Consider the following 24,846-nt stretch of genomic DNA (forward strand, 5'->3'; position numbering starts at 1 on the left):
TTCAGGAACGCAGGGATAACGGCCGGGCCACGCAATGGTTGCCAGTGCACTGAACTGGGTTCGGGACGAGCTGGACGCGCTGTTCGGCGAGGTCCAGGAAGCCCTGCGCCAATACTCCGACGACCCGACCAGCGTGGATTCGCTGGACCGGGCCTACGAACGAGTGCGCCAGATTCGCGGCACGCTCGTGATGGTGCAGGTCGAAAGCGTCGTGAAGGTGTGCGACGAGATGCTCGCGGTGCTGGAGCATCTGCGCAGCGGCGAGTCCGCATCGGCCGCGACCACCGAGGCACTGTTGCGCGCCGCGTTGCAGCTCCCCGACTATCTCGAACACGGCGATGCCGCCGATCTGCCGTCTCCGATGGTGCTGCTCCCGCTGCTCAACGAACTCCGCAGCGTCCGCGGAGCGAGCATGCTCATGGACGTCGCCGAACTGATGCCCGATTTCGACGACGTCGATGATTCGCGCATGGGCGAGCCGGAAGAGGGACTGTCGCCGGCCGAGCGCCTGCGGACCCTGCAGCAGGCCCGGCGCAGTTTTCAGCGAGACCTGCTGGGACTGGTGAAGGGCGTGGACGCCGCGGCGGCCGCGGAGCGGCTGCACGAGGTCGCGCGCGAGGTCGTGCGGGCGGTCCCGGCCGGTGATTTCCGGCGTCTTTTCTGGGTGGCCGGCGCCCTGCTCGAGGGTCTGGCGCGCGGCGGGGTCGAGCTCAACAACGACATCCGGCGTCTGGTGGGGCGTGTCGATCGCGAACTGGGTCGCTACCTCAATGCACTGTCCAATCAGCTGCGCGAGGGCGGCCAGGCCGACGACCTCGATTACGAAGCCCCCGTCGACATCATCAAGACCCTCCTGTTCCACGTGGCAAGGGCCGAGGCGGATACCGAACAGACGCGCGCGGTGCGCGAGGTCTTTCACCTCGATGACCTGAATGCTCGGGACGAGAGCGCATCCAGCGGTCTGGGGCGCGAAGTCTTCGACAAGCTGCGTGCGGCCCTGGAGGATGATCTCGGAGAGGTCCGCGAACGCCTGGACGTGCTGATTCGTTCCGCGACCCGCGAGGCGGGCGACCTCGAACCGTTGCGCGAACAGGTTCGCCGGATCGGCGCCACCATGCGCATGCTGGGGCTGGAGCAGGGCGAGCACCACACCCGGGCCCTGGACGAATGTCTGGAACCCACGCGTCTGGCCCACCACGACGAACGTCTGGAGATGGAGCTGGCGCAGCATCTGCTCGCGCTGGAGTCCATCGTCGAATCGGGCCTGGAAGGCCAACGTGAGACCGCCAGCGGCGAGGCGGCCTACGACCGGAAGCTGGCGGAGGCGCTGTACCGCGAATCGCTGGTGGAGGTTCGTCGGGTCCGGGAAAACCTCATGGGCTTTCTGTCGGGCGACGCCCATGCCAGCAGCCTCGACGAGGCGCGTGACGCCCTGCATCGCACGCGGGGCGCGCTTTCCATGGGGGGCTTCCGCAGCCTGCATTCCCTGATCGATCCCCTGCTGCGTTTCCTCGATGACCGCGAGGGGATGACCGCGGCGGATCTGGCACCCGATGCAGTGGATGCACTGGCGGAGGTGCTCAGCTCGATCGAGGTTGCGCTGGAATCGTCCGGGCAGCCCTGGCGCGAACTCGACAGTGTGCATGAACGCGGTCGCAGTGCCCTGCTGCGCCTGGGGGCATCCGAGGATACTGCGCCGGCTCCGGAATCCCCAATGGAGGAACCGGCCGAGCTCGAACGGCCGGAGTCGGCTGACGGAGAGCCGGTTCCGATCCCGGATCTCGATGTTCCGGAGGCGTCGGACAGCGCGGCGGAGCCGGCCGAACGGGATGCCGTACCGGATCTCGAACTTTCGGAAGAGGACATCACGCCGGCTTCGTCGTCGGCACCGGATGCCGAAGCCTCGTCCGGTCCCGAGCTGGCTGAAGAGGGGGCGAGCGAGGAACCTGCCGGCGAGCCCGAGCCCGAGCCCGAGCCCGAGCCCGAGCGCGAATTGCCCACCGCGCGGGACGAAGCGCCGGTCAGTGCCTCGCTCGCGGAACGCCCCGGTGGTTTGACCTTCGACGAGGACGTCCTCCAGGAGCAGGTCCTCGGGCCGGACGCGGACGCGGAGATCCTCGATATTTTCCTGGAGGAGGCCGAGGAAGAAATCCAGAGCCTCGACGAGCAGTACCCGATCTGGCGTTCGGCACCGGGCGACATGGATACGCTTTCCATCGTGCGTCGATCCTTCCACACGCTGAAGGGCTCCGGTCGCCTCGCAGGGGCATTGCGGCTGGGCGAGTTCGCCTGGGTGGTGGAGTCCTTCCTCAACCGGCTGCTCGAAGGGACCGACCAGGCGGATGGAGACACGCTCTCCGCCGTGGGCGATGCGGTGTCGGTGCTTCCGGGGCTGGTGGCGGAGGTACGTGACCAGAAGGGACCGGAAACGCCGATTCTCGACATCGTCCTGCGCCTGGATGCCCTGGCCGCCGGCGAGTCCGCCGAGGCAATCACGGACGCAGAGCCGGCCCCGGCCGCTCCTGCGGCCGGCGCCGAGGACGATCTGGCGGCCCTGGCGCGCAGCATGGATGCCCTGGATGCTCCCGGCGAGCCGGAGCCGGAGCCGGAGCCGGAGCCGGAGCCCGAGCCCGAGCCCGAGCCCGAGCCCGAAGCCGAAGCCGAAGCCGAAGCCGAAGCCGAAGCCGAGCACGACTCGGTGATCGAGCTCGAGTCTCCGCTCCCGGGGGGCGAATCCGCGCCGGAGCCGGGTCTTGCCGAGGAGTGGCCGGACGCGGACCAGGAAGAAGGTTATGTACTCGACGTCCTGCCGGTCGAGGACGAAGCGCCGGCGGAGGAGCCGGTGATCGATCCGCAGCTGTGGGAGGTCTTCTCGGCCGAGGCCCGCAGCCATCTGGACACGGTTCGGTCGTGGCTCGAGGAAGCCGAAGCCGGCCCGCCGCGTCCGCCGAGTTATGGGCTGGAGCGTGCCCTGCATACCCTGCACGGCAGCGCGCGAACCGCGGGCGTCTCGACCGCGCATTCGGTCTGTCGTCCGTTCGAAAACCTGGTACATCTTCACCGCGAGATGGAGGAGCCGCTGGGCCCGCAGGCCATCGAGTTGCTGCGTCGAGTGGCCGACCACCTCGGTGCGGTGGTCGAATCGCCGGTGCCACCTCCGGTGGCCCGGCTGGAGACGCCACCGGAATGGGTGAACGAGGTCGAGGACCTGTTCGCCGATGCCCAGGATCGCTGGAACCGAACCTCCGGGGGGCTGGAAGCGGAGGCGCTGGCCGAAGTCACGGGCGAGCCGGAGTCCGAGTCCGAGCCAGAGCCGGAGCCAGAGCCGGAGCCAGAGCCGGAGCCAGGTCCAGAGCCAGAGTCCGAGTCGGTACCTGCCGCCGCAGCGCCCCCGCCGACGGAAGACGAGATCGATCCGGAGTTCGGCGAGGTCTTCATCGAGGAGGCTCATGACATTCTCGAGCAGGCCTTCCACACCCTGGCGGCCTGGCGCGAGGCCGGCGGCCGCCCCGGTCCTGACCAGGAGGCCTTCCAGCGGGAAGTCCATACCCTGAAGGGGAGCGCCCGCATGGCGGGCTTCACCGTGGTGGGTGCCATCGCCCACGCACTGGAGACCGCGCTCGGGGTCGAGACTGAAGCCGGTCAGGATCCGCGCCCGTCATTCTTTGATGCCGCGGAAAAGGCGCTGGTGGAGGTGCAGGGCCTGGTCGAGCGCGGCGTCGGGCCATGGCAGACGGACGAGAGCCAAAGCCGGGAGCTGTCGGGGCTGAGGCACTGGAGCGTCGAGGAGGGAGCGGAGGAGCCGGAGGAGGCTGACGAAGCCACCGGCGAACGCGACGCCGACGAGGTGACGGCGGATGACACCGCCGCCCCGGCGAATGAGGCGGAGCCCGCCAGCCGCAAGCTGCAGGACCAGGTGCGGATGGACGCCGAAGTTCTCGACAGCCTGGTCAACAATGCCGGCGAGCTGGCGACCTTCCACCGGCGCTTCGAACAGACGGTGGGCCGGGTTGAAAACCAGATCGAGGAGCTGGACCGGACCATCACGCGGGTGCGCGAACAGCTGCGCAAGCTCGAGATCGAAACCGAAGCGCAGGTGCTGTTCCGGGTGGAGCAGGAAACCGGCGAGGAGCAGGTGGATTTCGATCCGCTGGAGATGGACCGCTACTCCGGGATCCAGCAGCTCTCGCGCGCGCTGGCGGAGAGTGTGAGTGACCTCGACAGCCTCAAGCAGGAGGTGGACGACGAACTCCGGACCGCCGGCGGCGTGCTGTTGCAGGAAAAGCGTGTGGGTACCGAGCTGCAGGACCAGCTGATGCGGCAGCGCATGGTCCGGTTTGCTCGCATGGCGCCACGCCTGCGGCGTGTGGTGCGCGCGGCAGCCGACGACATGCAGCGCGAGGTCCGGGTGGATTTCGTGGGCCAGGATTCCGAGCTCGACCGTGCCCTGCTGGAACGGCTGGTGGCGCCGCTGGAACACCTGCTGCGCAATGCCGTCGCGCACGGCATCGAGACGCCCGACGAGCGGGAAGAGCGGGGCAAGCCGCGGGAAGGTCACATCACGGTGACCCTGGAGCAGGCCGGCAGCGAGATTCGCATGGAAGTCGCCGACGATGGCGGCGGAATCGATGCGGAAGTGGTACGGGCGAAGGCCATCGACCGCGGAGTCATCACGCCGGACGCCGAACTGAGCGACAATCAGGCACTGCAGCTGATCCTGCAGTCCGGGTTCTCGACCGCCGCATCGGTGAACCATGTGGCCGGGCGTGGTGTGGGCATGGATGTGGTCAATGCCGAGGTCAAACAGCTCGGTGGAACGCTGGACATCGATTCCATCCCGGGTTCCGGGTCGCGCTTCACCCTGCGGCTCCCGTTTACGCTGGCAATCAGCCATTCGTTGCTGGTGCAGGTCGGAGAGGAAACCTTTGCCGTACCGATGGCCTCGGTCGAGGGCGTCGTACGTGCGCGACGCGAGGAGATCGACGAATCCGGGGCGGCGCCGACCTACAGCTATGTGGGACAGGAATACGCCCTGCATTCCCTGGGCGAGATCCTCGGTATCGAGACCCAGGCCGGGGTCCACCCGCTCCCGGACGAGCCGTTCCCGCTGCTGCTGGTACGTACGGACGAGCAGAAGGTCGCGTTGCGTGTGGATGGCCTGGCGGGCAGCCAGGAGGTGGTGGTCAAGTCGGTCGGTCCGGTGCTCAGCCGGATCCCGGGCGTGGCCGGGGCCACGCTGCAGGGCGACGGGTCGGTGATGTTGATCCTGGATTTGAGCATGCTGATGCGGTTCGCAACCGTGGCACCCGGTGCCGAGGCCGGGGCCGTCGAGCCCGAAAGCAGCACCACGCGCATCATGGTGGTCGATGACTCGATCACCATCCGCAAGGTGACGGCCCGTCTGCTGACCCGCCGGGGCTTTGAGGTGGTGACCGCGCGCGACGGTCTGGACGCGGTGACCCTGCTGGACGAGCGCCGGCCGCACCTGATCCTGCTGGACGTGGAGATGCCGCGGATGGACGGTTTCGAGTTCGCTGCTCATGTGCGCGAACATCCCGAGTTCCGCGACGTACCGATCATCATGATCACCTCGCGCAGCGGCTCGAAGCACCGCGAGCGGGCCATGCGTCTGGGCGTGAACGGCTATCTCGGGAAGCCTTACCTCGAAAACGACCTGCTCAACGAGATCGAGCATCAGCTGGAAGGGGCGCCGGCATGACCCGGGTCACCGGTCGCGGAGGAGAACGATGAGCGAAAGCGAAGAGCGCGTCGAGGCAGTGATCGTCCAGCTGGAAGCAGGCTCGATCCTGCTGCCGCGCAGTGCGCTCCTGGAGGTCACCACGCGACCCGGTTCCAGCCTTGAGGAAGACGAGGTGTCGGCCGAACTGCCGTGGCTGGCGGCGCCCCTGACCTGGAACGAGCTGCAGATCCCGGTGATCAACGTCAACCACTTGCTGGATCCGGCGCGTGACACCGGTGAGGACCACCGCAGATTCACGCGTCTGCTGGTCCTGCAGGGTGCCGATGAGCCGGACAGCCTGCCGTATTACGCCCTGGAGGTGCGGGGGACACCGCACCCGGTGCGCATCACGCCGCAGAACATCTTCGCCCTGGAGGGTGTGGAGACCACGCCGTGGTCATGGCGGGTCAAGGCATCGGGCGTGACTACGCACCTGTTGCGGCTGGATACGATCGAAGCCCGTCTGCGGGAGCTGCCGCAAGGTGGCGCGCGAGAGCGGGCGGCCGGTTCAGGGACCACAGCGGATACGCCTGTGGGCTGAACGGCCGCGTCAGCCGCCCGCGTCAGCCTGCCGCGTCCGGCGGCTCGAGATCGCCGAAGCGCCACTGAACCAGAGTCAGCATCGCCATGGCCGCGGTTTCGGTGCGCAGGGTGCGTGGCCCGGTGCGGACCGGAAGGAAACCACTGTCCCGCGCGAGGTCGCGTTCCGCATCCGTCAGCCCCCCTTCCGGGCCCACCAGGAGGCTGGCGCTGTCGGGTCCGGAGGCCTCGTTTGATGCAATGGCCCGGGAGAGCGGGACACCGGCCTCGTCGGCCAGCAGGGCCAGGTCGCCACCCCCGGGTTCGGGGGTCTCGCCTGCCCGTATCTCGTCGGGCTCGCAGACCGCTTCCAGCACCGGCAGCTCGTTGCGGCCGCACTGCTCCGCGGCCGCCGCAATGACCCCCCGCCAGTGACTCTGGCGCCGGTCCAGACCCTTGTGCCCGCCGGCCGAACGACTGCGTTCGCACAAGACGGGCCGGATCCGCGACACGCCCAGTTCCACTGCCTTCTGCAGGGCGAGGTCCATGTGATCGCCGCGCGCGATGCCCTGCCACAGGGTGACCGGAAAGCGCGGGGTGGTAGGTTCGGCGGCGCGCTCTGCCAGACGAAAAACGCCCGCCCGGCGACCGGTGGTCTCCAGGCGGGCGTCGAATTCATTGCCGCGACCGTCGAATACCCGGCACGCGGCGCCGTCTTTCAGCCGGAGAACCCGGGTGGCGTAATGCAGCCGATCCTCCGGTGCCGGCAGACGCAGCCCCGCCGCGAGATCGGCATTCTCGATCAGCAGACGGGGACAGCGCATGGTCAGCGACGGTTGTCGAGGTCCAGGTCCTTCCAGATCTGCTCGGTCGGGCCGGCCTGGTTCATGGAGTAGAAATGGATGCCCGGGGCGCCTTTCTCCAGCAGCTCGTCGGTCAGACGGGTAGCCACCTCGATACCGAATTTGCGGATGGAATCCTTGTCGTCCCCGTAGGCCTCCATGCGCTTGCGGATGTAGCGCGGGATTTCCGCCCCGCACATCTCGGAGAAGCGCATGATCTGGGTGTAGTTGGTGATCGGCATGATGCCCGGGATGATCGGGATGGTGATGCCCATCGCCTCCACCCGCTCCATGAACGCGACGTACGCATCCACGTTGTAGAAATACTGGGTGATCGCGGTATTCGCGCCGGCGTCCACCTTGGTCTTGAAGTTTTCCAGGTCCTTCTCGGCGCTGGGGGCCTGCGGATGGAATTCCGGATAGGCTGCCACTTCCAGCTTGAACTGGTCGCCGAACTCGGCGCGTACGAACTCGACCAGTTCCGACGCATAGCGGAAATCACCACCGGAATGCTTGGTGCCGGACGGCAGGTCGCCACGCAGCGCCACGATGCGGTCCACGCCGATGTCGCGGTAGGCGTTCAGCAGGTCGCGCAGTTCGTCCTTCGTGGACGAGATGCAGGAGACGTGCGGGGCGGCCGGGATGCCATCGTTCTGGATGATGTCCTTGACCGTCTCGAGGGTGCGGTCACGGGTCGAACCGCCGGCGCCGAAGGTGACGGAGTAGAACTCCGGCTTGAGGGCGCCCAGACGCTTGCGGGCCTTGGCCAGGCGTTCGGCGCCGGCATCGTCCTTGGGCGGGAAGAATTCAACGCTGAAGACGCGTTCCTGATTGCTCATTGCTTGTCCTCCAGACAAAAAGAAGGCGGACCGCACGAGTATGCGGCCCGCCCGGGCTGTCACACAGTCAGTTGACTAATGTGAGGCTGGCCGATCAGTAGCGGTAGTGTTCCGGCTTGAACGGACCATCCACCGACATGCCCAGGTACTGCGCCTGGTCGTCGGTCAGGCGCGTCAGGTTCGCGCCCAGCTTCTTCAGGTGCAGGTTCGCGACCTTCTCGTCCAGATGCTTCGGCAGGATGTAGACCTGCTTGTCGTACTCCGAGCCCTTGTTCCAGAGCTCGATCTGCGCCAGCGTCTGGTTGGTGAACGAGTTGGACATCACGAAGGACGGGTGGCCCGTGCCGCAGCCCAGGTTCACCAGACGGCCTTCGGCCAGCATCAGGATGCGGTTGCCGTTCGGCAGGATGATGTGGTCAACCTGCGGCTTGATGTTGTCCCACTCGTACTTGCGCATCGAGGCGACGTCGATCTCGGAGTCGAAGTGGCCGATGTTGCAGACGATGGCCTGGTCCTTCATCCGGGTCATGTGATCTTCGGTGATCACGTCCTTGTTGCCCGTGGCGGTGATGAAGATGTCGGCCTTGTCGGCGGCTTCGTCCATCGTCACGACGCGGAAGCCTTCCATCGCGGCCTGCAGGGCGCAGATCGGGTCGATCTCGGTGACCCACACGGTGGAGCCGAGACCACGCAGCGACTGGGCGGCACCCTTGCCGACGTCACCGTAGCCGGCGACCACGGAGATCTTGCCCGCGATCATCACGTCGGTGGCGCGCTTGATGGAGTCCACGGTGGACTCGCGGCAGCCGTACAGGTTGTCGAACTTGGACTTGGTGACCGAGTCGTTGACGTTGATGGCGGGGAAGGCCAGCTCGCCGGTCTTCGCCATCTGGTACAGACGGTGCACGCCGGTGGTGGTCTCTTCGGTCACGCCGTGGATCTTGGACAGCATGTCCGAGTACCAGGTCGGCTGCTCGGCCAGGCGTTCCTTGATCTTGGCGAACAGGGCCACTTCTTCTTCGTGCTCGGGGTTTTCCAGCACGGAGGCATCCTTCTCGGCGCGGGCACCCAGGTGCAGCAGCAGGGTCGCGTCGCCACCGTCGTCCAGGATCATGTTGGCACCGCCATCGAATTCGAAGATGCGGTGGCAGTAGTCCCAGTACTCTTCCAGGGTCTCACCCTTCACGGCGAAGACCGGCGTGCCGTTGTCGGCGATGGCCGCGGCAGCGTGGTCCTGCGTGGAGTAGATGTTGCAGGAGGCCCAGCGGACCTCGGCACCCAGCGCTTCCAGGGTCTGGATCAGCACGGCGGTCTGGATGGTCATGTGCAGGGAGCCGGCGATCTTGGCGCCCTTCAGCGGCTGGGAGGCCGCGTACTCTTCGCGAGTCTGGATCAGACCGGGCATTTCGGTCTCGGCGATCGCGATTTCCTTGCGGCCGAACTCGGCCTGGTTGATGTCCTTGACGACGTAGTCGCCCGATTTCTTGGCATCCATCACAGCATTCATGGTGTTACTTCTCCGTTGGTCTGGATGAGCGCCGTGTTACTTCAGGGGAACATCCGGCTGAGCCTGACGGTGGAACCGCTGCAGCGCTCCTCAGCCGGATGGGTGTTTCGCTTACGAAATATGGACTCTTAGAGTCCGGCGGCCTTCTTGAGTTCCTCGGCCTTGTCGGTGCGCTCCCAGGGGAGGTCGACGTCTTCGCGGCCGAAGTGGCCGTAGGCGGCGGTCGCCTTGTAGATCGGACGCAGCAGATCCATCATCTGGACCAGGCCCCACGGACGCAGGTCGAAGATGTCACGGACCAGCGTCTCGATGCGACGGTCGTCGATCTTGCCGGTGCCGAAGGTGTCGATGGTGATCGAGGTCGGGTCGGCCACGCCGATGGCGTAGGAGACCTGGATCTCGCACTTGTCGGCCAGGCCGGCGGCGACGACGTTCTTGGCCACGTAGCGGCCGGCGTAAGCAGCGGAGCGGTCCACCTTGGACGGGTCCTTGCCGGAGAACGCACCGCCACCGTGGCGGGCCATGCCGCCGTAGGTGTCGACGATGATCTTGCGACCGGTCAGACCGGCGTCGCCCACCGGGCCGCCGATTTCGAACTTGCCGGTCGGGTTGATGTGGATCTGGTCATCGGAGACCTGGTTCAGCCATTCGGCCGGCAGGACCTTCTTGAAGATCTCTTCATAGATGGCTTCCTGCAGGTCCTTCTGGGAGATCTCCGGGCTGTGCTGGGTGGACAGCACGACCGCGTCCAGGCCGGCCGGCTTGCCGTCTTCATAGCGCAGGGAGACCTGGCTCTTGGCGTCCGGGCGCAGCCACGGCAGTTTGCCGCTCTTCATCAGCTCGGACTGGATGCGCACCATCTTGTGAGCGTAGAAGATCGGGGCGGGCATCAGGGTATCGGTTTCGCGCGCGGCGTAGCCGAACATCAGGCCCTGGTCACCGGCGCCCTGGGTGGCGCGGTCGGAGACGTCGCGGTCCACGCCCATGGCGATGTCCTGGGACTGCTCGCCCAGCACGTTCAGCACGGCGCAGGTGTTGCCGTCGAAGCCCTTGTGGGAATCGTCGTAGCCGATCTCGCAGACGGTCTCGCGCACCAGGCGCTCGTAATCGATCTGCGCGCCGGTGGTGATCTCGCCCAGCAGCATGACCATGCCGGTCTTGGTGGCGGTTTCACACGCGATGCGGGCGTGCGGGTCCTGCTCGATGATGGCGTCGACGATGGTGTCGGAGACCAGGTCGGCCATCTTGTCGGGGTGACCCGCAGAGACCGATTCCGAGGTGAAGATGTAGTTGGACATTAAGCGTTCCTTTTCTGTCGTTTCGATTTAGTTTTGCGCAAAACGACCGCTAGTGTAACGCGACTCGCCGGGAATTTCTAAGCCCCCCTGTCGGCGGAACCCACGAGCCCCGGCTGCGGGGGTGTCGGCGATCCGCGCCGGCGCGCCCGCTGCGGCGCGTCGGGACGCGACTTGCCCCGCTGGTTGAAAGTGGCCAAAATGCTCCGCCGTCACTGGGGTTGTGCGGCCTTGCCCGCCCGTTGTCCGGTCCGCCCGGCGCGCCTTGACGCTGCAGCGCCGGAGCCGCGAGACCGGTTCCCGCCCCGGCCAGAATCTTTCATCACTTGAGCAGGAGACCCGCATGCCCACCCGTAGAGAGCTTGCCAATGCCATCCGCGCCCTTTCGATGGACGCGGTCCAGAAGGCCAATTCCGGTCACCCGGGGGCCCCGATGGGGATGGCGGACATCGCCGAGGTGCTGTGGAACGACTACATGCAGCACAACCCGGCGAACCCGGACTGGGCCGACCGCGACCGTTTCGTGATGTCCAACGGCCACGGTTCGATGCTGGTGTACTCGCTGCTGCACCTCACCGGCTACGACCTGCCGATGGACGAGATCAAGCAGTTCCGGCAGCTGCATTCGCAGACACCGGGGCACCCCGAGTACGGCTATACCGCAGGCGTCGAGACCACCACCGGCCCGCTGGGTCAGGGCGTGTCCAACGCCGTGGGCATGGCGCTGGCCGAGAAGGTCATGGCCTCCCACTTCAACCGTCCGGGCCACGAGATCGTCGATCACAACACCTATGTGTTCCTCGGTGACGGCTGCCTGATGGAAGGCGTCTCGCACGAGGCCTGCGCGCTGGCCGGCACCCTGGGCCTGGGCAAGCTGGTCGCGTTCTGGGATGACAACGGCATCTCCATCGACGGCGAGGTCGAAGGCTGGTTCACCGACGACACCCCGTCCCGCTTCGAGGCCTATGGCTGGCACGTGGTGCGCGACGTGGACGGCCATGACGCCGATGCGGTCAAGGCCGCGATCGAGCAGGCCCGCAAGGAAACCGGCAAGCCGACCCTGGTCTGCTGCCGCACCGTGATCGGCTTTGGTTCCCCGAACAAGTCCGGCAAGGAAGAGTGCCACGGCGCTGCCCTGGGCGATGACGAAGTCGCGCTGACCCGCAAGGAGCTGGGCTGGAACCACGCCCCGTTCGAGATCCCGAACGACATCTACGCCGGCTGGGATGCGAAGGACAAGGGCGCGAAGGCCGAGGCCGAATGGAAGGAACGCTTCGAGGCGTATCGCAAGGCGCACCCCGAACTGGCCGCCGAATTCGAACGCCGCATGGCCGGCGACCTGCCCTCCGACTGGACCGAGAAGGCCACGGCTTTCATCAAGGAAACCGTCGAGAAGGCCGAGAAGACCGCCACGCGCAAGGCGTCGCAGGCGACCATCGGTGGCTATGCCCCGGCGCTGCCGGAACTGCTGGGCGGCTCCGCCGACCTGGCGGGCTCCAACCTGACCATGTACAGCGGCTCGAAGCCCGTTTCGAAGGAAGACGCCGCCGGCAACTACGTGTACTACGGCGTGCGCGAGTTCGGCATGGCCGCGATCATGAACGGCATTGCGCTGCACGGCGGGTTCATCCCGTACGGCGGCACCTTCCTGATCTTCTCGGACTATGCGCGTAACGGCATCCGCATGTCCGCGCTGATGAAGCAGCGCGTGATGTACGTGCTGACGCACGATTCCATCGGCCTTGGCGAGGACGGCCCGACCCACCAGCCGATCGAACAGACCCCGAGCCTGCGCCTGATCCCCAACCTGAACGTGTGGCGCCCCTGTGACGCGGTCGAGACCGCGGTGGCCTGGAAGGCCGGTGTCGAGCGCACCGACGGGCCGTCCGCGTTCATCCTGTCGCGCCAGGGCATGCCGCACATGGAGCGCGACGGCGAGCAGCTCGCCAACATCGCGCGCGGTGGCTACGTGCTGAAGGACTGCGACGGCACCCCGGATCTGATCTTCATCGCGACCGGTTCCGAGGTCGAGCTGGCGGTGCAGGCGGCCGAGACGCTGGCCGGCGAGGGCAAGAAGGCGCGCGTCGTGTCCATGCCCTGCGTGGAACTGTTCGAACAGCAGGATCCGGCCTACCGCGAATCCGTGCTGCCGTCCGCCGTGCGCAAGCGCGTGGCCGTGGAAGCCGGCGCCACCGCGGGCTGGTACAAGTTCACCGGCATGGACGGCGCGGTGTTCGGCATGGACTGCTTCGGCGAATCCGCCCCGGGCGGTGCGCTGTTCGATTACTTCGGCTTCAAGCCGGAGAATGTCGCGCAGATCGCCCGCGACGTGCTGAACGGCTGAGCCCCGACGATTTTCAATAAGAGCTGAAAGAGGAGACTCCCATGGCTATCAAGGTTGGTATCAACGGTTTCGGCCGCATCGGCCGCATGGCCTTCCGCGCCATCGCCCAGGACTTCCCCAACCTGCAGGTGGTCGGCATCAATGACCTGCTGGATCCGGAATACCTGGCCTACATGCTGCGCTACGATTCGGTCCACGGCCGCTTCGAAGGCGACATCAGTGTCGAGGGCAACGACCTGGTCGTGAACGGCAACCGCATCCGCCTGACCGCGGAGAAGGATCCGGCCGCCCTGAAGTGGGGCGACATCGGCGCCGACGTGGTGATCGAGTCCACCGGCCTGTTCCTGACCGGCGAGACCGCGCAGAAGCATCTGGACGCCGGCGCCAAGAAGGTCGTGATGTCCGCCCCGTCCAAGGACGACACCCCGATGTTCGTCTACGGCGTGAACCACGGCGACTACAGCGGCCAGAACATGGTTTCCGCCGCTTCCTGCACCACCAACGCCCTGGCGCCGGTGGCCAAGGTCCTGCACGACAACTGGGGCATCAAGCGCGGCCTGATGACCACCGTGCACGCCGCCACCGCCACGCAGAAGACCGTCGACGGCCCGTCCATGAAGGACTGGCGCGGCGGCCGCGGCATCCTGGAGAACATCATCCCGTCCTCCACCGGTGCCGCCAAGGCCGTGGGCAAGGTGCTGACCGAGCTGAACGGCAAGCTGACCGGCATGGCCTTCCGCGTGCCGACCTCCGACGTCTCGGTGGTGGACCTGACCGCCGAGCTCAACGGCGAAGCCGACTACAAGGCCGTCTGCGAGGCCATGAAGAAGGCCTCCGAGGGCGAGCTGAAGGGCGTGCTGGGCTACACCGAAGACCTGGTGGTCTCCACCGACTTCCGCGGCTACACCGCCCCGTCGGTGTTCGATGCCGGCGCCGGCATCCAGCTGGACCCGACGTTCGTGAAAGTCGTGGCCTGGTACGACAACGAGTACGGCTACACCTGCAACATGCTTCGCATGGTGGAGCACGTCGCCCAATAAGACCTGCGGGGAGTCCGCCGGGGCGCGTGCCGCTCCCGGCGGCATCCCGCCAGAGTCTTGGGCGCAGCCTCCCCGCCAGGGGGGCTGCACCGAAGACTTTATTCGTTCCAACCTTTTCCGCGAGGTATTCCATGTCCGTCACCAAGATGACCGATCTCGATCTGCAGGGTCGCCGCGTGCTCGTGCGCCAGGACCTGAACGTCCCCGTCAAGGACGGCAAGGTCACGTCCGATGCGCGTATCCGCGCGAGTCTCGAGACCGTGCAGAAGGCCCTGGAAGGCGGCGCCGGCGTGATGCTGATGTCGCATCTGGGTCGGCCCACCGAGGGCGAATTCTCCGAGGAGGATTCCCTGGCCCCGGTCGCCGAGCACATGGGCCAGCTGCTCGGCCGCGAAGTGCGTCTGGTGCGGGACTACCTCGACGGGGTCGAGATCCAGCCCGGCGAGGTGGTGATGCTCGAAAACGTCCGTTTCAACAAGGGCGAGAAGAAGGATGACGAGGCACTGGCGAAGAAGTACGCCGCGCTGTGCGACGTCTACGTGATGGACGCCTTCGGTACTGCTCACCGCGCCCAGGCCTCCACCCACGGGGCCGGCAAGTTCGCGCCGCAGGCCTGCGCCGGTCCGCTGCTGGCCCGCGAACTGGAAGCCCTGAGCAAGGCGCTGGACAACCCGAAGCGCCCGCTGGTCGCGATCGTCGGCGGGTCCAAGGTCTCGACCAAGCTGACCGTGCTGGAATCCCTGTCCAAGGTCGTGGACCAGCTGATCGTGGGTGGCGGCATCGCCAACACCTTCATCGCGGCCCAGGGCCATGATGTCGGCAACTCGCTGTACGAGGCCGATCTGGTCGACGAATCGAAGCGGCTGATGGAAGCCGCGCGCGCCAAGGGCGGCGAGATCCCGGTGCCGACCGACGTCACCGTGGGCAAGGAGTTTTCCGACAGCACGCCGGCGGAGACCAAAGCGGTGGACGCGATCGGCGCCGACGACATGATCTTCGATGTGGGTCCGGACACCGCTTCCACCTACGCGGAAGCCCTGCGTAATGCCGGCACCATCGTGTGGAACGGCCCGGTGGGCGTGTTCGAATTCGACCAGTTTGCGGCCGGCACGAAGGCCCTGGGCGAGGCGATCGCGGAAAGCGATGCCTTCTCCATTGCCGGCGGTGGCGACACCCTGGCGGCGATCGACAAATACGATCTCTCCGAGCGCATCAGCTACATCTCCACCGGCGGCGGTGCCTTCCTCGAGTTCCTGGAAGGCAAGACGCTGCCGGCCGTGGCGATGCTCGAGGAGCGGGCGAAGGGCTGAACGGCCTTGAATGCTACGTCATCCAACATCGGAGAGCCCCGCGTGAGACGCACCAAGATCGTAGCCACCCTTGGCCCCGCGACCGACAGCGACGAAGCCATGGATGCCATCATCCAGGCCGGCGTCGATGTCGTGCGCGTCAACTTCTCGCACGGGGATCCGGATGACCACCGTGCCCGCGTGCAGCGACTGCGCGCGGCCGCCGAACGTGCCCATCGCGTGGTCGGCGTGCTGGGCGACCTTCAGGGGCCCAAGATCCGCATCGAGCGCTTCGCCAATGGCAAGGTGCACCTGGAAGAAGGCGCACCGTTCGCGCTGGACGCGGACCTGGGCCGCGACGACGGTGACGACACCCAGGTCGGCCTGACCTACACCGACCTGCCGAAGGACGTACGCCCGGATGACATCCTGCTGCTGGATGACGGCCGCATCGTGCTCAAGGTGACCGCGGTCGCGGCGAGCCGGGTCGAAACCGAGGTCGTGGTCGGCGGCGAGCTGTCCAACAACAAGGGCATCAATCGCCAGGGGGGTGGCCTGTCCGCCCCGGCGATCACCGACAAGGATCGCGAGGACATCCGCCTGGCGGCTGAACTGGAGGTGGACTACCTGGCGGTGTCGTTTCCGCGCTCGGCGCAGGACATCCACCTGGCCCGCGGCCTCCTGAAGGAGGCCGGCTGGGAGGCCGGGATCTGCGCCAAGATCGAGCGTTCCGAGGCCCTGGACGTGATCGACGAGATCATCTCGGCGACCGAGGTGATCATGATCGCGCGCGGGGATCTCGGGGTGGAGATCGGCGACGCCGAACTGCCCGGGGTGCAGAAGACCCTGATCTCGCGGGCGCGCGCCCTCAACCGGCTGGTCATCACCGCGACCCAGATGATGGAGACCATGATTCAGAATCCGATCCCCACGCGGGCGGAGGTCTTCGACGTGGCCAACGCGGTGCTGGATGGCACCGACGCGGTGATGCTGTCCGGCGAGACCGCAACCGGACGCTATCCCGGACGGGTGGTCTCCAGCATGGACCGGATCTGCGAAGCCGCGGAGCGCCAGCGTGCCGCGCGGCAGTCGGACCACCGCATGGACTCGACCTTTGGTCGGGTGGACGAGGCGATCGCGATGGCCACCATGTACACGGCCAACCATCTGGACGTGCAGGCGATCGCGGCGCTCACGGAGTCCGGCGCCACTGCCCTGTGGATGTCGCGGATCAGTTCCGGGATCCCGATTTACGCGCTGACCCGGCGCATGGACACCAGCCGTCGCATGAGCCTGTACCGCGGTGTCTACCCGGTGTATGTTGACTCCCTGCCGGAGAGCCACGAGAGCCTGAACCGCGAAGCGGTCAACTTGCTCCAGGCCGAGGGGGTCGTGCAGGATGGCCAGCTGGTCATAATCACCAAGGGCGACCTGCAGGGTGCCCATGGCGGCACCAACGCAATGAAAATCGTCCGGGCCGGCGAAGTCGCCTGACGGCGACCGTCACCCGGACGTCCAGTTCCCAACCTGAAGTGCGAATCCCGTAAGGAGGAACCATGGCACTGATCTCGCTTCGCCAGCTGCTGGACCATGCCGCCGAGCATGGCTATGGCATGCCGGCCTACAACGCCAACAACATGGAACAGATCCATTCGATCATGGAGGCCGCGAAGGAAGTGGACTCCCCCGTGATCATCCAGGCGTCCGCCGGTGCGCGGAAGTACGCCGGTGAGCCCTTCCTGCGCCGCATGATCGAGGCGGCTGCCGAGCAGTATCCGGACATCCCGATCGCGCTGCACCAGGACCACGGCGCCGAGCCGGCGGTGTGCCTGCGTTCCATCCAGTCGGGCTTCACCTCGGTGATGATGGACGGGTCCCTGATGCCCGACATGAAGACCCCGTCGACCTACGACTACAACGTCGACGTGACCGCCAAGGTGGCCGAGATGGCCCATTCCGGCGGTGTGTCCGTGGAAGGCGAGCTGGGCTGCCTGGGCTCCCTGGAAACCGGTCAGGCCGGTGAGGAAGACGGTTCCGGCGCCGAAGGCACGCTGTCCCACGACCAGCTGCTGACCGACCCGGACGAGGCCGCGGACTTCGTCAAGAAGACCAAGTGCGACGCCCTGGCCATCGCCATTGGCACCTCGCACGGCGCCTACAAGTTCACCCGTCCGCCGACCGGTGACATCCTGGCGATCGAGCGCATCAAGGAGATCCACGCCCGGATCCCGGACACCCACCTGGTGATGCACGGCTCCTCCTCGGTGCCGGAAGAATGGCTGAAGATCATCAACCAGTACGGCGGTGACATGGGCGAGACCTATGGCGTGCCGGTCAAGGAGATCCAGGAAGGCATCAAGCACGGTGTGCGCAAGGTCAACATCGACACCGATTTGCGCATGGCCTCCACCGGCGCAGTGCGCAAGTTCCTGGCCGAGAACCCGAAGGAATTCGACCCGCGCAAGTTCCTGAAGGCCTCGACCGCCGGCATGAAGGACGTCTGCAAGCAGCGCTTCGAAGCCTTCGGCTGCGCCGGGATGGCGTCCAAGATCAAGCCGATGTCGCTGGACGACATGGTTGCCCGCTACAACAACGGCGAGCTGGATCCGAAGATCAACTGATCTCGCGATCCGCGCACGGATGCACGAAAAAGGGGGCTTCGGCCCCCTTTTTTTGTGCCATCATGTCGGGATCCTGTTCGAACCCAGGCACCTCCACGGAGGCCCCGATGCGCCCGTTTATCGTCATTGCTCTCGCTCTTGCCGTGGCCCTCTCCCTGATGGCCCCGGCCAGCGCCAACCCGTTCGCGCGCGACGTCGATCCGCAGGACATCGTCGACCGCGCGAAGGACACCCTCACCCGCATGGCCGGGCACCCCGACTATCCCGCGCTGCGCGCCGACCTGCGGGAAGCGCATGCGGTGGTGATCTTCCCGCGCGTGATCCGTGGCGGGTTCTTCATTGGCGGATCCGGCGGGCTGGGCGTGGCCCTGGCCTGGGACGAAGACGAGGGCGATTACAGTCCGGTGGGGTTCTATTCACTCGGATCCGTCAGCTTCGGCGTACAGATCGGCGGGGATGCCGCCGAGGTGGTGATGGTTGCACGGCGGCCCGATGCCCGCGATTCGCTGTTTGCCTCGTCCATGCGCCTGGGAGGGGATGCCGAAGTCGCCGCGGGCCCGGTGGGCGCCGGGCGCAGCGCCTCCGTCAATGCGGATTTCATCTCTTACGCGCGGGCCCGCGGGGCGTATCTGGGGATGAGCTTCGAAGGCTCGCGCCTGACAGTCCGCGAAGACTTCAACGAGGCCTACTACGGCGAGGACCTGCGGCCGGTGCACATCCTGGAGGGCCGTCGGGTGGATCACCCCGGGACTCATGCCCTGCGTGATGCCCTGCTCGAGCTCCGCCGCGACGAGGCCGGCGAGGCCCCGGCGCGCGGCGGTGAGGATCAGCGGCCGGAGGCCGATCCGGCCGAAGGGGGGATCAGGCCCGATGCGATGGAGGTCGAGACCCTCTGACCGGCCCGCTCCGGGGTGATCCCTTCGGCCAGTTCGATCACCGGCACTGGTGTGCGCCGTTGCAGGGCGGATGCGTTGTCCAGTTGTGGATCGGTGTCGGGCCGCCGCCGGTTGAGCACGATCCCCGCCAGTGCGAGTCCGCGCCGCTCCAGGGCCTCCAGTGTCAGCAGGCAGGTGTTCAGCGTCCCGAGGCGGTCTTCCGCCACCAGCAGCACCGGCAGGCCGAGCGCCACGGCCAGGTCGGCGTTCAGCGCATCCTCGGCCAGCGGCGAATAAAAGCCGCCGGCGCCTTCCACCAGCAGCGGCCCCTCCGCTTCTTCCCGTTGTGCCTCGCAGGCGTCGACCAGGTCCGCGAGGTACAGCGGGCGACCGATGTTGCGCGCCGCCTGGTCCGGGGCGAGGGCATCGGGGAACCGCCAGGGGGTCACCCACGCCACTGCCGCCGGGGGCAGCCCCGCGGCTGCAGTGAGGGCCACGCCATCAGCGGGATACAGGCCGTCCGGCCCTGTCTCGCAGCCGGATTCCGCCGGCTTGCACGGGACGGGGTTCAGCCCCGCCGCGCACCAGGCCTGCAGCAGCGCGCAGCCGACGAAGGTCTTGCCCACGCCGGTGTCGGTTGCGCTGACGAACAGGCCCGCGGGATTCATGACCGGTCGAGCGGCGACCCGGTCAGGCGTTCCAGCGCCTCGCGATAGCGCGCCGCCGTCTGCTCGGCGATCTCCGCGGGCAGGGCCGGGCCCGGGGCCGTCTTGTCCCAGTCCAGGGTCTCGAGATAGTCGCGCACGTACTGCTTGTCGAACGACGCGGGGCTGCGGCCCGGGGTGTATTCGTCTGCCGGCCAGAAGCGCGAGGAGTCGGGTGTCAGGACCTCGTCGATCAGATGCAGGCGGCCTTCGCGGTCGAGCCCGAATTCGAATTTGGTGTCGGCGATGATGATTCCGCGCGCGGCGGCGTGCTCGCGCGCCAGGTTGTAGATCGCGATGCTGGCGTCACGCACCTCGCGCGCGCGCTCCTCGCCAATGGCAGCGGCGACATGGTCGAAGTCGACGTTCTCGTCATGATCCCCGACCGCCGCCTTGGTGCTGGGCGTGAACAATGGCTCCGGCAGTGCCCCGGCCAGTTCCAGGCCCGGTGGCAGCGGGAGACCGCAGACCGCACCCGTCGCCTGATAGTCCTTCCAGCCGGAGCCGATCAGGTAGCCGCGTACCACCGCTTCCACCGGCAGGGCCTCCAGTCGCCGCACCACCAGGCTGCGCCCCTCGAGCGGCGCGCGCACCCCGGGGTCCGGCACCACCTCGGCCAGCGGTATATCGGTCAGCTGATTGGGGATGCCCAGCTCGCGCTCGATGCGCCGCATCCAGTACACGGTGATCGCGGTCAACACTCGTCCCTTATCCGGCACCGGGGTAGGCAGGATCACGTCGAATGCCGACAGCCGGTCGGTGGTCACCATCAGCCAGTGGTCGTCGTCCACCCGGTACAGGTCGCGCACCTTGCCGCGGTGGACGCATTCCAGGTCGGGGATGTCACTTTCGAGCAGGGTATCGTTCATCCCGCCATTGTAGCGGTTCGGCCCGTCCGGGGAATCCTCCGGTCGGCGCGTGGGCGTCAAGTCTTGTCCGCGCCGGGCCGGGCGGCTATCGTTGCCCGGATGAATATCACGGGAACGACAACGCCGCCCCGCGTAGGGGTGGTCATGGGGAGCACCTCGGACTGGGGCACCATGGAGCGCGCGGCCGAGTTGCTGGCGCGTCTGGAAATCCCCCACGAGACCCGCGTGGTGTCCGCGCATCGCACGCCGGACCTGCTGTTCGAGTACGCCGAACAGGCGCGTGAGCGGGGTCTGTCCGCGATCATCGCCGGGGCCGGCGGCGCCGCGCACCTGCCGGGCATGCTGGCCGCCAAGACGCCGGTGCCGGTGCTGGGCGTGCCCGTGGCCTCGCGTCACCTGCAGGGCGAGGACTCGCTGCTGTCCATCGTGCAGATGCCGCGCGGGATCCCGGTGGCCACCTTCGCCATCGGCGAATCGGGTGCCGCCAATGCCGCGCTGTTCGCGGCCGCGATGCTGGCCACCGGCGACCCCGATCTCGCGGCCCGGCTGGATGCCTTCCGCGCCGAACAGCGCGACGCCGTTCTCGGTCAGTCCCTGCCGCCGGACCCGGCGTGAACCGGTCATGATTGCTCCGCCCGCCACCCTCGGCCTGCTGGGCGGCGGCCAGCTGGGCCGCTATTTCGTGCTGGCCGCGCGCCGTTCCGGCTACGCCGTGATGGTGATGGACCCGGACCCGCGCAGCCCGGCCGGGGCGGTCGCGGACTGGCACCGCGTCGCCGCATTCGACGATCACGCAGCGCTGGATCAGCTGGCCGATGCCTGCGCGGTGGTCACCGCCGAGTTCGAGAACATTCCCGCCGAATCGCTGGAACGGGTCGCGGCGCGTGGTTGCCTGCGGCCGGGGGTGCGGGCGCTGACGATTGCCCAGGATCGCCTGGAGGAGAAGCGCTTTCTGGGCGAGGCGGGCATCGCGGTGGCGCCGTGGCGACCGGTGCTGGCCGGTCGTGATCCGCAGCCCCCGGCCACCGGGGCCGGCGAGCCGCGCTTCCCGGCGGTGCTCAAGACCGCTCGCCTGGGCTATGACGGCAAGGGGCAGGCCCGTCTCGAGGATCCGGACCACCTGGCCGCGGCCCATGCCGGGCTGGGCGGGGTGGACTGCGTGCTGGAAGAGCAGGTCGAGCTGGCGCGCGAGGTTTCGGTGATCGTGGCGCGCGCGCCCGACGGGCGCAGCGAGGTGTGCCCGGTGGCCGAGAACCATCATCGCCACGGCATCCTGCATTTGACCCGGGTCCCGGCGCGTCTGTCCGCCCCACTGGAGCAGCAGGCCCGTGACGTCGCGCTGCGGGTTGCCGATCATCTGGATTACTGCGGGGTGCTGGCGGTGGAGTTCTTCGTGACCGCCGGCGGCGAGCTGCTGGTCAACGAGATCGCCCCGCGGCCCCACAATTCCGGCCATTACACCCTGGATGCCTGCAGCGTGTCACAGTTCGAACAGCAGCTGCGCGCGGTCTGTGGCCTGGCGCTGGCCCCGGCCCGGGCGACGGCCCCGGTGGCCATGGTCAACCTGCTGGGCGACCTGTGGCCGGCGGCCACCGCGCCGGACTGGACCGGCGTGCTCGGCGAGGCGCGGGCCCGGCTGCATCTGTACGGCAAGGCCGAGGCCCGTCCGGGGCGCAAGATGGGGCATGTAAACGTGGTCGGCCTGCCGGACGAGGACGACGCCGACGCGGTAGCCGACGTCGCCGAATCCCTGTGGCGGGGCCTCGCCGGAGAACCATCGCAATGAGCCGGAACCATTTTCCCGATGCCGCCGCGCGGCGCGCGCGTCAGGCCGAACTGAAACAGGACCTCGAGATCGAGGAGACCCTGGAAGGCGTGCCGCTGCGCCTGCGGACCACCTGGGGCCTGTTCTCGCCGCGGCGGATCGACGACGGGACCCGGCTGTTGCTGCGGCACGCCGAGATCGGATCCGGTGATCGCTGCCTCGATCTCGGCTGCGGCTACGGCCCGATCGGCCTGGTGATGGCGCACAAGGCCGCCCCCGGGGCCTGCACCCTGGTGGACACCAACTTCATGGCGGTGGAATACGCCCGCGCGAATGCCGAGCGTAACGGGCTGAGCAACGTCGAATGCCTGCTGAGCAACGGCTTCTCGCATATCCGCGACCGTCGCTTCGATGTCGTCGCCTCCAATCTCCCGGCCAAGGTCGGGCGCGAGCTGCTCTATACCTGGCTGCTGGATGCGCACGAGCAGATGAACCCCGGAGGGCGGTTGTATGTCGTGACCATTACCGGGCTGCGACGCTTCATCGAAAAGGGGTTTCGCGAGGTGTTCGGCAACTACGACAAGCTCAAGCAGGGGCGCGACTACACCGTCGCCCTGGCGCGCCGCGAGGAGGACTGACCCGTGGCCGAGGGTGCGGCCGATCTGCCCGTCGCGCTCCAGGTGATGGTGGCCCTGCTGACCGGGGCGGGGCTGGTCGTGATGCTGCGTCGCATGCCCTGGGAGGCCTTTTTCATCCCCGGTCGCGCGCAGCTGTTCGTCGGCGCATTCATCGCGCTGCTGGTCATCTGGACCCTGCGCGCGCAGACCGTGGACGGCCTGGCCCTCCACCTGATGGGCATGACCGCAGTGACCCTGGTGTTCGGCTGGCAGCTGGCGATCCTGCTGGCGTTTCTGGTGGTGGGCGTGCTCGGACTGTTCGGCGTGCTGCCGATGTCGACCGTGCCCCTGACCGTGCTGCTGGCCGGCATCCTGCCGGTGGCGGTGACCTGGGGGCTGCTGCGCCTGACCGAAACCCGCCTGCCGCCGCACATGTTCATCTATCTCTACGGGGTGGCCTTCCTCGGAGGGGCGCTGTCGGCGGTGGTCGCGGTGCTGGGTACCGCGGCGGTGTACGGCCTGTTCACCGAACTGGCCTGGCACGAGGTCTATCGCGACTACGTGCGCTATCTCCCCCTGCTGATCCTGCCCGAGTCGGTGGTCAACGGCATCGTGGTCACGGCCCTGGTGGTCCTGCGCCCGGGTTGGCTGGCCACCTGGTCGGACGAGCGCTATCTCCACGGACGCTGACCTGCCCCGATCAAATCAGCATTTGTTTAATGAACCGTTCAGGAAGTGCCTGCTAATGTTCCTTCCACGCAGCGGCCGAGACCCTGTGCACAAAACCCGAAGGATCCAGCAGGAGACAACAACAATGAAGAACGCATTCGCGCTGATGACCGGGGCCGGTCTGGCCCTCGCCTTTACCCTCCCGGCGCAGGCGGCCGACATCAAGGCCGGGCAGTCCATGTACCAGGCCGTGTGTGCCAGCTGCCACCAGGCGGACGGGCGTGGTCAGGCGATCTTCCCGGCCCTGAAGGGTCAGGACGCCGCCTACGTCACCGACAAGCTCGAACGCTACCGCGCCGGCGAGCAGGTGGGCGACAACACCGCGCTGATGCGCCCCCACGCGCAGTCGCTGAGCGACGAGGACATCGCCAACGTGGCGGCCTTCATCGAGACCGAGTTCGCCGAATAAGGCGCGGTTTGCCCCGGGGGCGACGCTCGTCGGCCCCGCTGCGCGGTCCCGGATTTTTGCCCGGGGCCGCGCCTTCGGGTAAAGTTTTGCGGTTCAGAAGAACCGGCACGCGCCGGTCTCCTTCCCGATTTAACCTTCGCGAGGCACCGCATGGCACAACCCGACCTGATTGCTCCGTCCATCCTGTCCGCCGATTTCGCCCGGCTGGGCGAGGAAGTCGAGAACGTCCTCAACTCGGGCGCCGACATCGTCCACTTCGACGTGATGGACAACCACTATGTCCCCAACCTGACCATCGGTCCGCTGGTCTGCGAAGCCCTGCGCAAGCACGGCATCCAGGCGCCGATCGACGTGCACCTGATGGTGAAGCCGGTGGACCGCATCATCCCGGATTTCGCCCAGGCCGGTGCCAGCTACATCACCTTCCATCCGGAGGCCTCCGACCACATCGACCGCACTCTGCAGCTGATCAAGAGCGAGGGCTGCAAGGCCGGGCTGGTGTTCAATCCGGCGACCCCGCTGTCGCATCTGGATTACGTGATGGACAAGGTCGACATGATCCTGCTGATGTCGGTGAACCCCGGTTTCGGTGGGCAGAAGTTCATCCCCGGCACGCTGGACAAGCTGCGCGAGGCGCGCCAGCGCATCGACGCCTCCGGGCGTGATATCCGCCTGGAGATCGATGGTGGCGTGAAGGCCGACAACATCCGCGAGGTCAAGGCGGCCGGCGCGGATACCTTCGTCGCCGGCTCGGCGATCTTCGGCGCGGGCGAGGATTCCGATCCGAACCGCTACGACAGCATCCTCAAGAAGATGCGCGAGGAGCTGGCCGGCGCCTGAGG

At 67.2% G+C, this 24,846-nt stretch carries 20 protein-coding genes and 1 riboswitch; of the genes, 14 read left to right on the plus strand and 6 right to left on the minus strand.

Features of this window, described 5'->3' with window-relative positions; all coding sequences use genetic code 11:
• Positions 1 to 34: 34 nt before the first annotated feature.
• Positions 35 to 5,719: an Hpt domain-containing protein gene (locus C998_RS0104630; RefSeq protein WP_018869691.1), complete on the plus strand. Its 5,685-nt coding sequence runs from the start codon at positions 35 to 37 to the stop codon at positions 5,717 to 5,719.
• A 28-nt stretch (positions 5,720 to 5,747) separates the two neighbouring features.
• Positions 5,748 to 6,281, plus strand: a complete 534-nt coding sequence (locus C998_RS0104635; protein ID WP_018869692.1) for a hypothetical protein — start codon at positions 5,748 to 5,750, stop codon at positions 6,279 to 6,281.
• Between the two features lie 22 nt (positions 6,282 to 6,303).
• Here C998_RS0104635 and C998_RS0104640 read toward each other — a convergent pair whose 3' ends face one another.
• The 4 genes from C998_RS0104640 to metK all read right to left on the minus strand — a co-directional run bounded on the left by C998_RS0104640 (position 6,304) and on the right by metK (position 10,745).
• Positions 6,304 to 7,083, minus strand: coding sequence for a 16S rRNA (uracil(1498)-N(3))-methyltransferase (locus C998_RS0104640; RefSeq protein ID WP_018869693.1), 780 nt, complete (start codon positions 7,081 to 7,083; stop codon positions 6,304 to 6,306).
• A gap of 2 nt (positions 7,084 to 7,085) precedes the next feature.
• Positions 7,086 to 7,940 carry a methylenetetrahydrofolate reductase [NAD(P)H] gene (gene metF, locus C998_RS0104645; RefSeq protein WP_018869694.1) on the minus strand — a complete coding sequence of 285 codons (855 nt, stop codon included), beginning with the start codon at positions 7,938 to 7,940 and terminating at the stop codon, positions 7,086 to 7,088.
• Positions 7,941 to 8,034: 94 nt separating this feature from the next.
• Positions 8,035 to 9,447, minus strand: a complete 1,413-nt coding sequence (gene ahcY / locus C998_RS0104650; protein WP_018869695.1) for an adenosylhomocysteinase — start codon at positions 9,445 to 9,447, stop codon at positions 8,035 to 8,037.
• A gap of 19 nt (positions 9,448 to 9,466) precedes the next feature.
• Positions 9,467 to 9,545, minus strand: a riboswitch (S-adenosyl-L-homocysteine riboswitch).
• 30 nt (positions 9,546 to 9,575) lie between these two features.
• On the minus strand, positions 9,576 to 10,745 hold the full coding sequence (gene metK / locus C998_RS0104655) for a methionine adenosyltransferase (protein WP_018869696.1): 1,170 nt from the start codon (positions 10,743 to 10,745) through the stop codon (positions 9,576 to 9,578).
• A gap of 340 nt (positions 10,746 to 11,085) precedes the next feature.
• On the opposite strand from metK, the gene tkt reads away from it, so the two are divergent.
• From tkt to C998_RS0104685, 6 genes are all read left to right on the plus strand, one after another.
• Entirely contained in the window at positions 11,086 to 13,086 is a 2,001-nt protein-coding gene (gene tkt, locus C998_RS0104660) for a transketolase (RefSeq protein ID WP_018869697.1), read from the plus strand.
• Between the two features lie 41 nt (positions 13,087 to 13,127).
• Positions 13,128 to 14,126, plus strand: coding sequence for a type I glyceraldehyde-3-phosphate dehydrogenase (gene gap / locus C998_RS0104665; RefSeq protein ID WP_018869698.1), 999 nt, complete (start codon positions 13,128 to 13,130; stop codon positions 14,124 to 14,126).
• 131 nt (positions 14,127 to 14,257) lie between these two features.
• Positions 14,258 to 15,436, plus strand: a complete 1,179-nt coding sequence (locus C998_RS0104670; protein WP_018869699.1) for a phosphoglycerate kinase — start codon at positions 14,258 to 14,260, stop codon at positions 15,434 to 15,436.
• Between the two features lie 42 nt (positions 15,437 to 15,478).
• Positions 15,479 to 16,909 carry a pyruvate kinase gene (gene pyk / locus C998_RS0104675; RefSeq protein ID WP_018869700.1) on the plus strand — a complete coding sequence of 477 codons (1,431 nt, stop codon included), beginning with the start codon at positions 15,479 to 15,481 and terminating at the stop codon, positions 16,907 to 16,909.
• 62 nt (positions 16,910 to 16,971) lie between these two features.
• Positions 16,972 to 18,036 (plus strand): class II fructose-bisphosphate aldolase, encoded by a 1,065-nt coding sequence (fba, locus tag C998_RS0104680; RefSeq protein ID WP_018869701.1) that lies wholly within the window; start codon positions 16,972 to 16,974, stop codon positions 18,034 to 18,036.
• 107 nt (positions 18,037 to 18,143) lie between these two features.
• Complete coding sequence (locus C998_RS0104685; protein ID WP_018869702.1) at positions 18,144 to 18,932, plus strand: lipid-binding SYLF domain-containing protein; 789 nt, start codon at positions 18,144 to 18,146, stop codon at positions 18,930 to 18,932.
• Here the strand turns inward: C998_RS0104685 and bioD are convergent.
• On the minus strand, positions 18,863 to 19,579 hold the full coding sequence (gene bioD / locus C998_RS0104690) for a dethiobiotin synthase (RefSeq protein ID WP_018869703.1): 717 nt from the start codon (positions 19,577 to 19,579) through the stop codon (positions 18,863 to 18,865). The two genes, C998_RS0104685 and bioD, sit on opposite strands and share 70 nt — an antisense overlap.
• Positions 19,576 to 20,484, minus strand: coding sequence for a phosphoribosylaminoimidazolesuccinocarboxamide synthase (locus C998_RS0104695; RefSeq protein WP_018869704.1), 909 nt, complete (start codon positions 20,482 to 20,484; stop codon positions 19,576 to 19,578). The genes bioD and C998_RS0104695 overlap by 4 nt, the downstream gene beginning before the upstream one ends.
• A gap of 99 nt (positions 20,485 to 20,583) precedes the next feature.
• Between C998_RS0104695 and purE the strand changes: the two genes are divergently transcribed.
• The 6 genes from purE to rpe all read left to right on the plus strand — a co-directional run bounded on the left by purE (position 20,584) and on the right by rpe (position 24,844).
• Complete coding sequence (gene purE / locus C998_RS0104700) at positions 20,584 to 21,099, plus strand: 5-(carboxyamino)imidazole ribonucleotide mutase (protein WP_255349472.1); 516 nt, start codon at positions 20,584 to 20,586, stop codon at positions 21,097 to 21,099.
• 7 nt (positions 21,100 to 21,106) lie between these two features.
• Positions 21,107 to 22,270, plus strand: coding sequence for a 5-(carboxyamino)imidazole ribonucleotide synthase (locus tag C998_RS0104705; protein WP_018869706.1), 1,164 nt, complete (start codon positions 21,107 to 21,109; stop codon positions 22,268 to 22,270).
• Positions 22,267 to 22,887, plus strand: coding sequence for a class I SAM-dependent methyltransferase (locus tag C998_RS0104710; protein WP_018869707.1), 621 nt, complete (start codon positions 22,267 to 22,269; stop codon positions 22,885 to 22,887). The genes C998_RS0104705 and C998_RS0104710 overlap by 4 nt, the downstream gene beginning before the upstream one ends.
• Before the next feature lie 3 nt (positions 22,888 to 22,890).
• Positions 22,891 to 23,556 carry an energy-coupling factor ABC transporter permease gene (locus C998_RS0104715; protein ID WP_018869708.1) on the plus strand — a complete coding sequence of 222 codons (666 nt, stop codon included), beginning with the start codon at positions 22,891 to 22,893 and terminating at the stop codon, positions 23,554 to 23,556.
• Positions 23,557 to 23,680: 124 nt separating this feature from the next.
• A complete protein-coding gene (locus tag C998_RS0104720; RefSeq protein ID WP_018869709.1) occupies positions 23,681 to 24,004 on the plus strand; it encodes a c-type cytochrome in 324 nt (107 codons plus the stop codon).
• A gap of 150 nt (positions 24,005 to 24,154) precedes the next feature.
• The gene (gene rpe / locus C998_RS0104725) at positions 24,155 to 24,844 is read left to right on the plus strand and encodes a ribulose-phosphate 3-epimerase (RefSeq protein ID WP_018869710.1); all 690 of its coding nucleotides are present in this window, start codon (positions 24,155 to 24,157) and stop codon (positions 24,842 to 24,844) included.
• Positions 24,845 to 24,846 lie beyond the last annotated feature (2 nt).

Origin of the sequence: Thioalkalivibrio sp. ALgr3 (assembly GCF_000377325.1) — a bacterium.
GTDB lineage: Bacteria > Pseudomonadota > Gammaproteobacteria > Ectothiorhodospirales > Ectothiorhodospiraceae > Thioalkalivibrio.